At 58.5% G+C, this 12,942-nt stretch carries 17 protein-coding genes; 6 read left to right on the top strand and 11 right to left on the bottom strand.

The features are described 5' to 3' along the window. Window positions 1–7 precede the first annotated feature (7 nt). From ACP7BN_RS08940 to tssA, 7 genes are read right to left on the bottom strand one after another with little or no spacing between them, the layout of a single operon-like run. Window positions 8–439, bottom strand: coding sequence for a hypothetical protein (locus ACP7BN_RS08940; protein WP_426203329.1), 432 nt, complete (start codon window positions 437–439; stop codon window positions 8–10). Beyond that, window positions 436–822, bottom strand: a complete 387-nt coding sequence (locus tag ACP7BN_RS08945) for a hypothetical protein (protein ID WP_426203330.1) — start codon at window positions 820–822, stop codon at window positions 436–438. The genes ACP7BN_RS08940 and ACP7BN_RS08945 overlap by 4 nt, the downstream gene beginning before the upstream one ends. Beyond that, complete coding sequence (locus ACP7BN_RS08950; protein WP_426203331.1) at window positions 813–1,211, bottom strand: hypothetical protein; 399 nt, start codon at window positions 1,209–1,211, stop codon at window positions 813–815. The genes ACP7BN_RS08945 and ACP7BN_RS08950 overlap by 10 nt, the downstream gene beginning before the upstream one ends. An 11-nt stretch (window positions 1,212–1,222) precedes the next feature. Continuing rightward, on the bottom strand, window positions 1,223–1,630 hold the full coding sequence (gene tssE, locus ACP7BN_RS08955) for a type VI secretion system baseplate subunit TssE (RefSeq protein WP_426203332.1): 408 nt from the start codon (window positions 1,628–1,630) through the stop codon (window positions 1,223–1,225). A 9-nt stretch (window positions 1,631–1,639) separates the two neighbouring features. Beyond that, complete coding sequence (tssC, locus tag ACP7BN_RS08960) at window positions 1,640–3,115, bottom strand: type VI secretion system contractile sheath large subunit (protein ID WP_420649302.1); 1,476 nt, start codon at window positions 3,113–3,115, stop codon at window positions 1,640–1,642. A gap of 25 nt (window positions 3,116–3,140) precedes the next feature. Then, complete coding sequence (gene tssB, locus ACP7BN_RS08965; RefSeq protein ID WP_042561805.1) at window positions 3,141–3,644, bottom strand: type VI secretion system contractile sheath small subunit; 504 nt, start codon at window positions 3,642–3,644, stop codon at window positions 3,141–3,143. A gap of 32 nt (window positions 3,645–3,676) precedes the next feature. Beyond that, window positions 3,677–5,236, bottom strand: coding sequence for a type VI secretion system protein TssA (gene tssA / locus ACP7BN_RS08970; RefSeq protein ID WP_426203334.1), 1,560 nt, complete (start codon window positions 5,234–5,236; stop codon window positions 3,677–3,679). 683 nt (window positions 5,237–5,919) lie between these two features. On the opposite strand from tssA, the gene ACP7BN_RS08975 reads away from it, so the two are divergent. From ACP7BN_RS08975 to ACP7BN_RS08985, 3 genes are read left to right on the top strand one after another with little or no spacing between them, the layout of a single operon-like run. Further along, complete coding sequence (locus ACP7BN_RS08975; RefSeq protein ID WP_426203336.1) at window positions 5,920–6,552, top strand: CDP-alcohol phosphatidyltransferase family protein; 633 nt, start codon at window positions 5,920–5,922, stop codon at window positions 6,550–6,552. Continuing rightward, the gene (locus ACP7BN_RS08980) at window positions 6,539–7,138 is read left to right on the top strand and encodes a lysophospholipid acyltransferase family protein (RefSeq protein ID WP_420649305.1); all 600 of its coding nucleotides are present in this window, start codon (window positions 6,539–6,541) and stop codon (window positions 7,136–7,138) included. The genes ACP7BN_RS08975 and ACP7BN_RS08980 overlap by 14 nt, the downstream gene beginning before the upstream one ends. Then, entirely contained in the window at window positions 7,135–8,079 is a 945-nt protein-coding gene (locus ACP7BN_RS08985) for a phosphatidate cytidylyltransferase (protein ID WP_420649306.1), read from the top strand. The genes ACP7BN_RS08980 and ACP7BN_RS08985 overlap by 4 nt, the downstream gene beginning before the upstream one ends. Window positions 8,080–8,178: 99 nt before the next feature. Here ACP7BN_RS08985 and ACP7BN_RS08990 read toward each other — a convergent pair whose 3' ends face one another. The 3 genes from ACP7BN_RS08990 to ACP7BN_RS09000 form a co-directional block, all read right to left on the bottom strand. Continuing rightward, window positions 8,179–8,454, bottom strand: a complete 276-nt coding sequence (locus tag ACP7BN_RS08990; protein ID WP_003213368.1) for an HU family DNA-binding protein — start codon at window positions 8,452–8,454, stop codon at window positions 8,179–8,181. Between the two features lie 190 nt (window positions 8,455–8,644). Beyond that, window positions 8,645–9,793 carry an NAD(P)/FAD-dependent oxidoreductase gene (locus ACP7BN_RS08995; protein ID WP_426203339.1) on the bottom strand — a complete coding sequence of 383 codons (1,149 nt, stop codon included), beginning with the start codon at window positions 9,791–9,793 and terminating at the stop codon, window positions 8,645–8,647. Between the two features lie 20 nt (window positions 9,794–9,813). Continuing rightward, the gene (locus ACP7BN_RS09000; RefSeq protein ID WP_034152097.1) at window positions 9,814–9,981 is read right to left on the bottom strand and encodes a rubredoxin; all 168 of its coding nucleotides are present in this window, start codon (window positions 9,979–9,981) and stop codon (window positions 9,814–9,816) included. Window positions 9,982–10,181: 200 nt separating this feature from the next. Between ACP7BN_RS09000 and ACP7BN_RS09005 the strand changes: the two genes are divergently transcribed. Both ACP7BN_RS09005 and ubiA read left to right on the top strand, forming a co-directional pair. Further along, a complete protein-coding gene (locus ACP7BN_RS09005) occupies window positions 10,182–10,745 on the top strand; it encodes a chorismate--pyruvate lyase family protein (protein ID WP_426203342.1) in 564 nt (187 codons plus the stop codon). After that, window positions 10,745–11,635 (top strand): 4-hydroxybenzoate octaprenyltransferase, encoded by an 891-nt coding sequence (ubiA, locus tag ACP7BN_RS09010; RefSeq protein WP_426203343.1) that lies wholly within the window; start codon window positions 10,745–10,747, stop codon window positions 11,633–11,635. The genes ACP7BN_RS09005 and ubiA overlap by 1 nt, the downstream gene beginning before the upstream one ends. A 48-nt stretch (window positions 11,636–11,683) precedes the next feature. Here ubiA and ACP7BN_RS09015 read toward each other — a convergent pair whose 3' ends face one another. Next, window positions 11,684–12,070, bottom strand: coding sequence for a hypothetical protein (locus ACP7BN_RS09015; protein ID WP_420649310.1), 387 nt, complete (start codon window positions 12,068–12,070; stop codon window positions 11,684–11,686). A gap of 151 nt (window positions 12,071–12,221) precedes the next feature. Here ACP7BN_RS09015 and phoB point away from each other — a divergent pair, with 151 nt between their 5' ends. Beyond that, window positions 12,222–12,911 (top strand): phosphate regulon transcriptional regulator PhoB, encoded by a 690-nt coding sequence (gene phoB / locus ACP7BN_RS09020; protein WP_310844182.1) that lies wholly within the window; start codon window positions 12,222–12,224, stop codon window positions 12,909–12,911. Window positions 12,912–12,942: the final 31 nt, after the last annotated feature.

Below are 12,942 nucleotides of genomic sequence, written 5' to 3' on the forward strand. Positions count from 1 at the left end.
AATCTCCTTAGTTAACCTTCACTTGATGACTGTTTATTTCTTGACCACACGCCGGAATATTCCAGCCCTCGTAACCCGTCGCTGTCGGGTAGATCGCGTGACCATATACCCACTGCGAGCGCTCATCGGTGGTGAACTCGTTCTGCCAGAGCAGCCATTCCGATGATTTCAACAAGGTGCCGTCTTTGGCATAAACCCGGAAAAACGCTTCGCTGGTGAACAGCTTCGCAATGCTCCCCGCGACGCCAAGCGTCGAATACTGCGGAATGTAGGACTGGATGTAGCAAGTCCCGGCGTCGTTCCAGTCCGTGGAGTACACGTGAGCAAGCCGCGCCGCCGTTGTTTTCAGGTAACAGGCCGCTGCAAACAATGCAACGACAGCCAGGACGATCAGCACCAACGCCCTACGCCCCCACGTCACCACCGAGGAGAAACTCACGACGCTTCCTGCCAACGTCGCGAGATTTGCCGCTCGACCATCCATCGAACGCTCAAGGCCAACAGACTCATGCCACTGGTGAGGGCGCTGTAAGCCATGGCTCTTACCGGGTTGTCAGGCATGAAATAAAGCATGATCACGCCCACCATCAACGCGATCGACACAAGCTTTGCCAAAAAACCGGGAATAAAAAAAACAGCCGCATTGACCACAATAAAAAAATAGAACGTCAGCTCGGCAGTGATGCCAATCCCCACACCTCGATCCATAAAATCACCCATGTGCGCTTTATAAAAACCAACACCAAAATCATGGACGAACACATACAGAGCACCGACCAGCAGGTACACAATCAAACCCCCGATGACTTTTCTCAACGGCATTCTGGAATGATCCAACTTTCCCAGCCCTCAGAGCCCGGATATAGAATCATCTCGCCCTGAAACTCAGGGGCAACACCTGGATCGCCTTCCCTCATCCACAGATTCCATTCCGACGTTTTCAAGAGCCGTCCATCTGTTGCGTAAACACGGTAGAAAAACTGACTGCTGAACAGCTCGAAAATACTGCCCATCGCGCCCAGGAACGCGTAATCAGGTGCATATCGGGAGATGTGGCATTTACCCGATTCACTCGCATAGGTTTTCAATGGCTTTGCAGCCAGCGAACTGAACACCTTCAATACAATGAACATCAGCAGAAACAGGGGCACCGCTATCAGGAGAACAAACCCGGATTTTCTGGTGGAACGTGCTGCGGGTTTGCCAGACATCGGGGTTCTCCTTAGTTGACCTTTACTTGACCGCTGCCATCCAGGCGCGCGGCGAAACTGACCTGACGTTTGAAACCGGCCACTTCGAGCAGGCCTTCGATGCTGAAGGCGAGGCGCAGTTGGTCGTTGTCACGCGGCAGGGAAATGACACGCACGTTGCTCAGGCGCGGTTCGTAGGCTTCGATGAAGCTTTCGATGGCCAGGCGGGCCTGACTCAGGGAGTCGTGCAGGCTCAGGCGCATGTCATTGAGATCGGGCAACCCGTAGTCGGACAGCGTTTGCACGCTGCCGGCCCGGGTGCTGAGCATTTTGGCCAGATGGGCAGCCACAGACGCCATGGCAGAAGCTTCGAGGCTCCTGCCTTTGCGTTTTTCTGCATCGCCATTGAGGCGTTCGAAAAGGCTGCCGTATCCGTCCATGAGTCGCTCTTACTCTTTGTCCAGCTTGCCAACCAGCGACAGGGTGAAATCGGCACCCATGTACTTGAAGTGCGGACGCACGTTCAAGCTCACGCGGTACCAGCCAGGCTCGCCTTCAACGTCGCTGACGATGATTTGCGCAGCGCGCAGCGGACGACGGCCACGTACTTCGGCGCTTGGGTTTTCCTGGTCGGCAACGTACTGACGGATCCACTTGTTGAGTTCCAGCTCGAGGTCGGTACGTTCTTTCCACGAACCGAGTTGCTCGCGCTGCAGCACTTTCAAGTAGTGAGCCAGGCGGTTGACGATCATCATGTATGGCAATTGGGTGCCGAGCTTGTAGTTCAGCTCTGCGGCCTTGCCTTCTGCGCTGATGCCGAAGAACTTCGGCTTCTGCACCGAGCTCGCGGAGAAGAACGCCGCGTTGTCGGAGCCTTTACGCATGGTCAGGGAGATGAAGCCTTCCTCGGCCAGTTCGTATTCACGACGGTCGGAAACCAGAACTTCCGTAGGAATCTTGGTTTCGATTTCGCCCATGCTTTCGAAATGGTGCAACGGCAGGTCTTCAACAGCACCACCGCTCTGCGGGCCGATGATGTTCGGGCACCAGCGGAATTTGGCGAAGCTGTCGGTCAGCTTGGTGCCGAACGCGTAGGCCGTGTTGCCCCACAGGTAGTGCTCGTGGCTGTTGGCAACGGTTTCCTTGTACACGAACGATTTGACCGGGTTTTCTTCCGGGTCGTACGGGTTACGCAGCAGGAAACGTGGCACGGTCAAGCCAACGTAGCGGGAGTCTTCCGAAGTACGGAAGCTCTGCCATTTGGCGAATTGCGGGCCTTCGAAGTGGTCTTTCAGATCTTTCAGATCCGGCAGGCCGGTGAAGCTTTCCAGACCGAAGAACTTCGGACCGGCAGCGGCGATGAACGGCGCGTGGGACATGCAGGCTACGCTGGACACGTACTGCATCAGTTTCACGTCCGGCGAGCTTGGGGACATGTAGTAGTTGGCGATGATCGCGCCAACCGGCTGACCACCGAACTGGCCGTATTCAGCGGTGTAGATGTGCTTGTACAGGCCCGACTGCATGACTTCCGGCGAATCTTCGAAATCGTCCAGCAGATCCTCTTTGGAAACGTTGAGGATTTCGATCTTGATGTTTTCGCGGAAGTTGGTGCGATCGACCAGCAACTGCAGACCACGCCATGCCGATTCCAGCGCCTGGAAGTCCGGGTGGTGCAGGATTTCGTCCATCTGACGGCTGAGCTTGGCATCGATCTCGGCGATCATGCGGTCAACCATGGCTTTCTTGACTGGCTCACCGTTGTTCTGCGGCTTGAGCAGCTCTTCGATGAAAGCCGACACACCGCGTTTGGCGATGTCGTAGGCTTCGTCGTCCGGCGTCAGGCGGGTTTCGGCGATGATGCTGTCGAGAATGCTGTACTCGCCGCTGGCGGCGCCTTTCTCTTGTGCTGCGCTAGTGCTCATTTGTTGGCTTCCTTGGCTGCTGGGTTCAGGCGTCCGTGGCTGCGGCGTTCAGGCCCAGCTCACCGAGTACGCGACCGCGGGATTCGTCGTCGGCGAGTACGCCTTCGATGGCTTTACGGAAAGCAGGGGCGTTACCCAGCGGGCCTTTGAGGGCCACCAGCGCGTCGCGCAGTTCCATCAGCTTTTTCAGCTCAGGCACTTGCTCGACCAGGCTGGCCGGGTTGAAGTCCTTCATCGAATTGACGCGCAGTTGCACGCCCAATTCTTCAGTGCTGCCTTCTTCCTGCAGACGGTTCGGCACGTTCATCGTCAGGCTGAGCTCTTGCTTGGCCAGCACTTCGTCGAAGGTCATCTTGTCGATGCTGATCGGCTTGCGATCTTCGATCTTGCGCTCGTCCTTGCGGTGGGTGTAGTCACCGATTGCCAGCAGTTTAAGCGGCAGTTCGATCTCTTCCTGTGCACCGCCGGTGGCGGGTTTGAAAGTGACGTTGATGCGTTCCTTGGGGGCTACCGAGCCTTCTTTGGCCATGGCTTTTCTCCTTGCGGTTGTGGCCCTGGGGCCTATTCGAGTACCACTTCGAGATCGAGGTGGCACAGCCTGCGATAAATCTCTTCCTTGCGTTCACGTACGGCATGGTTCTGCGGCAACAACTCGCAGCAACTGTGCAGCAGGTGCAGCACTTCCAATGCAAGATCGGGCTCCCAGGCGTGCAGGCCTGAGTCCTGTAATGTCTGATCGAGGGTTTCCAGCTGGTTTTTCGCCAGTTCGTATTTCTTGGCCATGAAGCACAGCCGTGCGAGGGCGAACTGCCAGAAGAAGCGCACTCGCCCGCCTTGGGCAGCTTGCAGGCCCTGCTTGAGGATTTGCACGGCAGGTTTGAGGCCTTCCTTGCGCAGGATCGGCAGGACTTCTTCGAGGGCTTTTTCCCAGGCTGGCTGGGTTGCGACGTCGGTCTCGACCTTGCGCGGCGCACTGGCGCTTTGCAGGTGCGGCATGACGTTGGCGGCGATCCACGCCCGGGTGGACGGATCGGCAAACGGCGCGCCGTCATGGAAACGCAACTCGGCGATGCCGGGCAGGCGCTGAATCAAAAGCGCGAAGTGGATTTCCACTTCGCGCATGGCCAGCTCGGCGTTGAGGTTCTGGAGGCACTCCCAGACCATTCGCTGGCCGTCGAACCAGAACGGCGCCTTCGCCAGACTCGCCTCCAGTTCCACCAGCAGATCAGCGTATTTGCCCTGATCGAAGCGATCCTGATACTGCTTGAGCTTGTCGACCGGCAGCCCGCGCAACACGGTGATCTGCTCGGCGTTACGCTCAGGCACCTGGTCGATGGTCATCCACAGCAAAGTGCGATTAAGGCGCAGGGCGCGCAGGTCAGTGGCTTTTTGCTTGAGCCACCAGGCGCACAACGGGCGCGCGCTGTCTTGCTGGGCGCGCAGGGCTTTGTAGGCATCTTTTTCGTTGTCGATCGGCGCGCCGGGGGTGAGCAACTGGGCGGCGGCCTGTTTCACCTGAGCCACGGCCGCGCCGACCATGCCCGGCTCCGGCTGGTTGTCGGCGGCACGCTGGATCATCGACTTCAGGCGTCGGGAGATCGGCAGCAACAGCGGCGCGTCATCACCCAGATGTTCGGTGCATGCCGCTTCGAGGCCGGCCAGATGCTCGGACAACTGCCGGAACATCGGCAGCTGTTCTTTGATCGCAATGTTTTCGGTGAGCACTTGCTCCAGACGCGGCACCAGCCAGCCAATGGCGGCGGCACGGGTGCGGGCCTTGAGCGGGTGAATGTCGGCCCAGTGGTTTTCCGACAAGTGGTGCAGCAAACCGAGGCCGGCGAGCAGTCCGGGGAAGGATTCGCGCTGATACAGCGCCCACGTCAGCCAGGCACCGACGCGCAAATCCTTGGATTGGGTGCGCAGCAGGGATTCACTGTTTTCGCGGATTTTCAGCCAGTCGATCTGCCCGCTTTCGTGCATTGACGAGGCTTTGGCCAGCTCACTTTCCAGCGCCTCGAATTCGCTCGAAAAACGAACGTCTTCGCCCGCGAAATTCTCTTTGGAAACAGAGACTTTGGCGAGTTCGAGGTAATGGGCGGAAAGTTTGCTTGAGTAGGACATCCATGGCCTTTGATTTGGATAACGGTCGTGCGCCTATTGGAATTGCCGCGGCGCGGGACTGTATCGAAGAGCAGTTTGGAGACTCATCCAATTGAGTTTGTGCTCTTTCAAGTGCGCGCATCGTAATCACAATGATGGCCACTAGCAAGCATCCGATTAAACAACAAGACGAAGTGTTCATTGGAGTGTGTAGGAGATCGCCCTATATCGCGCAGGGTTTTCCCCGATGCCCGTTTGAATTTGACCAAATTCGACCAATCCTCCGCAAGCCTTGAGCTAGAGGGCCTCGCAACCCCATGACTTCGAACGTTCGTTCCACAACGGCGGGCAACATCATGACAACACTGGTAAGAAATAGAAGTAGGAATATTCCTAAAACCGACGAGCTTCTATCAACAAATCGTGCAAGACAGCAGCACCCGGGAAAAGTGCCATCAATTTGATGCCATTTTATATTGCATACAATCTCTAGTGCTTCGTCAGGCCGCCTCGCACATGTCGCGGACACTTACAGACTTACCGAAAGAGAACACTTTTCTCGAAAATGATCTGACAGTTACCGACGAATGTACTTACATCGAATTGTTTCTTGACTTAATAGCGTTGCCGAACAAGAAAGCCCTTATATTGTCGCCCGCCGTCACTTGATGGCGATTGCTCATCATTGATATGGACATTGGCAAATGGATGAAAACAGAAGGCCCATCAACACGCGCTCGGCGGGTTGGGCCAAGCGCTTCACCGAAGTACTGGTGAACAGAGACATTTCCCCGAATCAGATTTCCGTGGTGAGCATGGTCTTTGCGCTGGTCGGCGCGCTGGCGCTGAACATCGACAACGGCGTGGTCGGCTCGATCTGCTGCGCTGTCGCCATTCAGTTGCGGCTGTTGTGCAATCTGTTCGATGGCATGGTGGCGATTGAAGGCGGCAAGCAATCAGCGATCGGCAGTCTGTACAACGAGTTTCCCGATCGGGTCGCAGACAGTCTGCTGATCGTTGGGCTGGGTTACGCCATTGGCCAATCCGATCTGGGTTGGTTTGCTGCGCTGGCTGCGGCGCTTACCGCTTATGTACGGGTATTCGGCGGTTCGCTCGGGCTCAAGCAGAGTTTCATCGGGCCAATGGCCAAACAGCACCGCATGGCGCTGATGACTGTCGGGCTGCTGTTGAACGCGGTCGAAGCGAGCCTGTACGCGACGCACTATGTGTTGCTGATCGCGCTGACGATCATTGCCATTGGTTCGGTAGTCACTTGCGCAACGCGCACGTTGGCCATCTCCAGACAGTTGAAGGAGAACGCTCATGTGGATCAGTAATGCGCTGATTTCAGTGCTGCGCTTGTTGATTGGCGTCACGGCGCGCTGGGAGAGTCCGCCAGACCTCAGCCGTCAGCGCATCTACTACGCCAACCACACCAGCCACATGGACACCCTGGCGATCATCGCAGCCCTGCCGCCCGAGGCGCGTCGCAATGTGAAGCCGGTGGCCGCCGCCGATTACTGGGGCAAGAACCGTTTCCTGTCGTACATCTCGCAGAAGGGTTTGAACGCGGTGCTGATCGAGCGCAATCCAGCGCCCGGCGTCAACGTACTGGAGCCGATTTTCGACGTGGTCCGTGCCGGGCATTCGATCATCATTTTCCCTGAGGGTACGCGCTCGACTCAGGCACTGCCGGCAGAATTCAAATCGGGAATCTTCCGTTTGGCCGAGAGCTTCCCGGACGTCGATCTAGTGCCGATCTACCTGGAAAACCTGCATCGCTCGATGCCCAAAGGCAAGCATGTGCCGCTGCCGATCATCTGCACCATCCGCATCGGCGATCCGCTGCCAAGGATTGCCGATGAGGACAAGCAAGCATTCCTGGAGCGCGCGCGTGACGCCATTGTGAGGTTGTCGAAATGAGTCTGGAAACCAAATTCCTCTGGTTCTTCGCGGCCATCGCCGGCCTGCTGGCCGTGGCGTCGCTGGTCGGTTATGTACTGGCGCGGCGGGCGACGTCCGAGAGCTCGATCTCGACCATCGAAAACCTCAACCAGCGCGTAAATGCCTGGTGGGGCATGGTCATCATCTTCTTCGTGTCGTGGTTGCTTGGGCCGAATGCCACGGTGGTGCTGTTCGCATTCATCTCGCTGTTTGCCCTGCGCGAGTTCATCACTCTGACACCGACCGCGCGCGGAGACCATAACGCGCTGTTCTCGGCGTTTTTCATCCTGATCCCGCTGCAATACCTGCTGATCGGCAGCCACTGGTACTCGATGTTCACCTTGCTGGTGCCGGTGTATGCGTTCCTGTTGCTGCCGGCAATTGCCGTGCTCAGCCAGGACACCGAGGCCTTTCTCGAGCGCACGGCGAAGATTCAGTGGGGGGTGATGATCTGCATCTACTGCATCAGCCACGCGCCGGCGCTGTTGCTGCTGGATCTGCAAGGTTTCCACGGGCAGAACGCGCTGCTGCTGTTCTATCTGGTGTTCGTGGTGCAGATGAGCGACGTGTTGCAGTACGTATTCGGCAAGCTCTTTGGCAAACACAAGGTTGCACCGCTGGTGAGCCCGTCGAAAACCGTTGAAGGCCTGGTCGGCGGCGGTTTGTCCGCGACGTTGATCGGCGGCTGCATGTTCTGGATGACGCCGTTCAGCTTCTGGGAATCGTTGCTGATGTCGCTGGTGATCGTGGTGATGGGCTTCCTCGGCGGGCTGGTCATGTCGGCGATCAAGCGCAGCCTGAGTGCCAAGGACTGGGGCACGATGATCAAGGGCCACGGCGGCATGCTCGACCGCATGGACTCGATCTGTTTCGCGGCACCAATCTTCTTTCACCTGACGCGGTACTTCTTCTCCGCTTGAGCCGCAGTTTCCCTGAAGCATAAAAAATGGGCATCCGACTGAATCGGAATGCCCATTTTTTATTGCGGTTCTCCCCGTTATTCAGGGAGTTCGGCGCAATTATGGATTGACGCTGTCTTTCAACGACTTGCCTGGCTTGAAGGCGACGGTGTTGCTGGCCTTGATCTTCACCGGCTCACCGGTTTGCGGGTTTTTGCCGGTGCGGGCACCGCGATGGCGTTGCAGGAAAGTGCCGAAGCCTACCAGCGTCACGCTGTCCTTGCGGTGCAGGGCGCCGGTGATTTCTTCGAGAACGGCGTTAAGTACGCGGTTGGCCTGTTCTTTGGTCAGATCTGCTTTTTCAGCGATTGCAGCGGCGAGTTCTGGTTTACGCATTAGTGAAGCCCCTTTGACGGTTTATTGTTGTTATGTCCGTGCTGTTCTCGTTGGAACAGCGCCCAAGGCGCCGCAGGCTCTACTCTGCGGCAGACGGGAGTGAGGATGGCACGCGCTTAAGGGCGGCGCCAGTCTCCCCGCGACCTTTGTGGGGGCAAATGCGGGGTGATTCCGACAGAACGACCGGTATTTACGCCAGTAGTGCCGGAAGCTGTTTGTTCAGGGCGAGTTTTTCCAGCACCGCCGCACCCGTCAGCGCATAACCGAGCAATTGGCCCTGTGCATCGTGGCACAGCACTTTGATGTCGCCGTCCTGCCCTTCAACCGTCCACACGCCCTCGGTACCGCGTGGCGGGGGCGAAACCACCAGCGGGCAGACCGGAGTTTTCACAGTGATCGGCATCGGCCCGTAGCTGACCGCCGCAGGATTTCCCGCGAGGGTCTGCGCCAACGCACGCGCACAGCTCATCAGGGGCATCACGTACAACAAATTCAGCCCATCGACCTCGGCGCAGTCGCCCAAGGCGTAGATATTGGCGTGGGAAGTCTGCAGATGGCGGTCAACGACCACGCCGCGATTGACCTGAATCCCGGCAGCCGCCGCCAGATCGATGCGCGGGCGCAGGCCAATGGCGGAAACCACCACATCGCACGCAATGACCTGACCGTCGGACAGCTGCGCTTCGAGTCCATCGGCGACCTTGTGCAGACGGGTCAACACCGGGCCGAGATGGAAGCGCGCGCCAAGGCTTTCCAGCCCGGCCTGTAAAGCAGCGGCAGCGGCAGGGTGCAGCAAGGTCGGCATGACTTGTTCGCACGGCGCGACCAGTTGCACCTCGTAACCGCCAAGGATCAGGTCGTTGGCGAATTCGCAGCCAATCAGCCCGGCGCCGAGCAGCAGCACTCGGCGTTTGCCGGCCGCAGCAGCACGAAAATGCGCGTAGTCTTCGAGATCGTTGATCGGGAACACCAGCTCCGCGCCGTCACCCTCGATAGGCACGCGCACGGTCTCGGCGCCCCAGGCGAGAATCAGGTCGCGGTAGCTGACCGCTTCCTCGCCAATCCACAAACGCTTGTGGCCCGGATCGATGCCGCTGATGCGCGTGTGGGTGCGCACTTCGGCCTTCAATTGCTCGGCCATGGCGCCGGGTTCGGCCATGCTCAGGCCGTCGGCGTCCTTGTTCTTGCCGAAACCGGTGGAGAGCATTGGTTTGGAGTAGGAGCGACCGTCATCTGCGGTAATCAGCAGCAGCGGGGTTTCGCTATCGAGTTTGCGAAACTCACGGGCCAGGTTGTAACCCGCAAGGCCGGTGCCGATGATGACTACAGGTGCGCTCATTGCTAGATCCTTTGGATAACTTAGTTGATTTCGATCATTTCGAAGTCCAGTTTGCCGACGCCGCAGTCCGGGCACAGCCAGTCTTCCGGTACGTCCTGCCACAAGGTGCCCGGCGCGATGCCGTCATCCGGCCAGCCGTCGGCTTCGTTATAAATCAGGCCGCAGACCACACATTGCCACTTCTTCATTCAGGTACTTCCTCAGGATTCAGGCTTTTTACGGCACAGACGGTCGATGGGTGCAGCGCTGCCATCCGGCTCAGGGCGTTTTGTACTGATCGGGCGGCGCAGATGCAAGCCTGATCGGCGCGACTGCGCTCCGGATCAATCAACATCGCGGATCGCCATGTTAAGCTCGGCGCCTCATTTGCGGCCAATAATGACTCATTGTGCAACAGACAAATTCCTCCTGCCCGGCGCCGCTGTGGCTTGTGCAAAACTGCCTGACGCCCCTCCCCGACCCGTTGACGCTGGACTGGCTGTTCGACCAGGGCTCGCTGACTCGGCGTCTGACCCGGCTGTCGAAAGACGGCTTCAGCGTCACCCCGTTGTTCGAAGGCTGGCAGACCCTGCGCGCCGACGAATGTGCGGCGCTGGACTTGGCCGAAGGCAGCGAAGGCTGGGTTCGCGAAGTGTATTTGCGTGGCCACGGCGATGCCTGGGTGTTCGCCCGCAGCGTGGCCTCGCGCAGTGCCTTGCAGGGCGACGGGTTGCACATGGATGAACTGGGCAGCCGCTCGCTGGGGGAGTTGCTGTTCTGCGATCAGGCCTTCACCCGCCGCGCTATTGAAGTTTGTCACTACCCCGAACAATGGTTGCCGCAAGCGTCGCGCGCTACAGGTCTGTGGGGCCGGCGTTCGCGCTTCGACCGTGGCGCGCTGAGCGTGCTGGTGGCGGAGATTTTTCTGCCGACCCTGTGGGAAATCGCCCGCGCCTGCCCGGAGAACTGCTGATGTACCAAAATCTGCTCAAGTCGCTGAATCGCTTGAACCCGCGCGCCTGGGATTTTGTGCAACTGACCCGGATGGACAAGCCGATCGGCATCTATCTGCTGTTATGGCCGACCTTGTGGGCGCTGTGGATCGCGGGCAAAGGCTCGCCGTCGCTGGCCAATATCGTGATCTTCGTGCTCGGCGTGGTGCTGACCCGCGCCGGTGGCTGCGTGATCAACGACTGGGCCGATCGCAAGGTCGACGGCCACGTCAAACGCACCGCACAACGACCGCTGGCGGCCGGCAGAATCAGCTCGAAAGAGGCGCTGGTGTTCTTTGCGCTGCTGATGGGTGTGAGTTTCCTGCTGGTGCTGTGTACCAACGCTGCGACGATCTGGCTGTCATTCGGCGGCTTGGCGCTGGCCTTCACTTATCCATTCATGAAGCGCTACACCTACTACCCGCAAGTGGTGCTGGGCGCGGCGTTTTCCTGGGGCATGCCGATGGCGTTCACCGCCGAGACCGGCGAGTTGCCCGCCGCCGCCTGGCTGCTGTGGATCGCCAATCTGCTGTGGACGGTGGGTTACGACACTTATTACGCGATGACCGATCGCGACGATGATTTGAAGATCGGGGTGAAATCCACGGCGATTCTGTTCGGCGAGGCGGATCGGGTAATCATCCTGACCTTGCAGGGGCTGGCCTTGGGTTGCCTGCTGCTGGCTGGGTCGAAATTCGATCTGGGGGGCTGGTTCCACCTCGGCCTGCTGGTAGCTGCCGGCTGTTTTGCCTGGGAGTTCTGGTATACCCGCGGCAAAGATCGCATGCGCTGCTTCAAGGCTTTTCTGCACAACCACTGGGCCGGGCTGGCGATTTTCGTCGGGATTGTGCTGGATTACGCGTTGCGCTGAATGAAATCTGCCCCGCAAAACCGGGGCAGATTTGCGCTACACGAGTGGTTATTTCTGCGATTCGCGAACCACGTGCCACATGTTTTTCATTTTATCGCCGGTCATCTCACCCGGTTTGGTGTCCTTCATGAACGTGTACAACGGTTTGCCGTCGTAGGCGTATTGCATCATGCCGTCGTCGCGCTTGATGACCGTCCATTTACCTTCAGCCTTGGCGTCCGCCGGGGCCATCAGCGGTGGCCAGTTCTTCGCGCAATCATCGTTGCACATCGACTTGCCGCCACTGTCCTTGTCGAACGTGTACAGGGTCATGCCCTTGTGATCGACCATCATGCCGTCTTTCATCATGGCCGGTTCGGCCGCCATCGCAAATACAGGTAGAGTCAGCGCAGCGGCCATCAGCAATGCTTTGAAGGAAGCAGTCATTTGAGTCATGGAAACCTTCTTTTGTGGTTGTCAGGATTCGGACTTAGAGCTTAGTCGAGGATTTGCACAATCGCCGCTGGAGGAAAATACTGTCACACGACTGCAATAATTCCGTTATCTAATGCGGCGCAAGACAGTTAAATGACAAGAGGATTAAGGCATGGTTGGCAGGAGCATTCTGATCGTCGACGACGAAGCGCCCATTCGCGAAATGATCGCCGTTGCGTTGGAAATGGCCGGCTATGACTGCCTCGAGGCGGAAAACTCGCAGCAGGCGCACGCCATCATTGTCGACCGCAAACCGGACCTGATCCTGCTCGACTGGATGCTGCCAGGCACCTCCGGCATCGAGCTGGCCCGACGCCTCAAGCGTGACGAGCTGACCGGGGATATCCCGATCATCATGCTCACCGCCAAGGGCGAAGAGGACAACAAGATCCAGGGTCTGGAAGTCGGCGCCGACGACTACATCACCAAACCGTTTTCCCCGCGTGAACTGGTTGCCCGCCTCAAAGCTGTGCTGCGCCGCGCCGGCCCGACCGATGGTGAAGCGCCGATTGAAGTCGGCGGCCTGCTGCTCGACCCGATCAGCCACCGCGTGACCATCGACGGCAAACCTGCCGAAATGGGCCCGACCGAATATCGTCTGCTGCAATTCTTCATGACCCACCAGGAACGCGCCTACACCCGTGGCCAGTTGCTGGATCAGGTCTGGGGTGGCAACGTCTATGTCGAGGAACGTACCGTCGACGTGCATATCCGCCGCCTGCGCAAAGCCCTCGGCGATGCCTACGAAAGTCTGGTACAAACCGTGCGCGGCACTGGCTACCGGTTTTCCACCAAAGCCTGAACCAAGCCCCAGACCCGCAGACAAGGACCGT

Origin of the sequence: Pseudomonas sp. TWP3-1, assembly GCF_049896625.1 — a bacterium.
In the GTDB taxonomy this organism is placed as follows: Bacteria; Pseudomonadota; Gammaproteobacteria; order Pseudomonadales; family Pseudomonadaceae; genus Aquipseudomonas.

Bases quoted from the DNA above. Each gene is read 5' to 3' on its own strand.
- ACP7BN_RS08945 (WP_426203330.1), bottom strand. From the start codon at position 822: ATGCCGTTGAGAAAAGTCATCGGGGGTTTGATTGTGTACCTGCTGGTC.
- ACP7BN_RS08950 (WP_426203331.1), bottom strand. From the start codon at position 1,211: ATGTCTGGCAAACCCGCAGCACGTTCCACCAGAAAATCCGGGTTTGTT.
- tssE (WP_426203332.1), bottom strand. From the start codon at position 1,630: ATGGACGGATACGGCAGCCTTTTCGAACGCCTCAATGGCGATGCAGAA.
- tssC (WP_420649302.1), bottom strand. From the start codon at position 3,115: ATGAGCACTAGCGCAGCACAAGAGAAAGGCGCCGCCAGCGGCGAGTAC.
- tssB (WP_042561805.1), bottom strand. From the start codon at position 3,644: ATGGCCAAAGAAGGCTCGGTAGCCCCCAAGGAACGCATCAACGTCACT.
- tssA (WP_426203334.1), bottom strand. From the start codon at position 5,236: ATGTCCTACTCAAGCAAACTTTCCGCCCATTACCTCGAACTCGCCAAA.
- ACP7BN_RS08975 (WP_426203336.1), top strand. From the start codon at position 5,920: ATGGATGAAAACAGAAGGCCCATCAACACGCGCTCGGCGGGTTGGGCC.
- ACP7BN_RS08980 (WP_420649305.1), top strand. From the start codon at position 6,539: ATGTGGATCAGTAATGCGCTGATTTCAGTGCTGCGCTTGTTGATTGGC.
- ACP7BN_RS08985 (WP_420649306.1), top strand. From the start codon at position 7,135: ATGAGTCTGGAAACCAAATTCCTCTGGTTCTTCGCGGCCATCGCCGGC.
- ACP7BN_RS08990 (WP_003213368.1), bottom strand. From the start codon at position 8,454: ATGCGTAAACCAGAACTCGCCGCTGCAATCGCTGAAAAAGCAGATCTG.
- ACP7BN_RS08995 (WP_426203339.1), bottom strand. From the start codon at position 9,793: ATGAGCGCACCTGTAGTCATCATCGGCACCGGCCTTGCGGGTTACAAC.
- ACP7BN_RS09000 (WP_034152097.1), bottom strand. From the start codon at position 9,981: ATGAAGAAGTGGCAATGTGTGGTCTGCGGCCTGATTTATAACGAAGCC.
- ubiA (WP_426203343.1), top strand. From the start codon at position 10,745: ATGTACCAAAATCTGCTCAAGTCGCTGAATCGCTTGAACCCGCGCGCC.
- ACP7BN_RS09015 (WP_420649310.1), bottom strand. From the start codon at position 12,070: ATGACTCAAATGACTGCTTCCTTCAAAGCATTGCTGATGGCCGCTGCG.
- phoB (WP_310844182.1), top strand. From the start codon at position 12,222: ATGGTTGGCAGGAGCATTCTGATCGTCGACGACGAAGCGCCCATTCGC.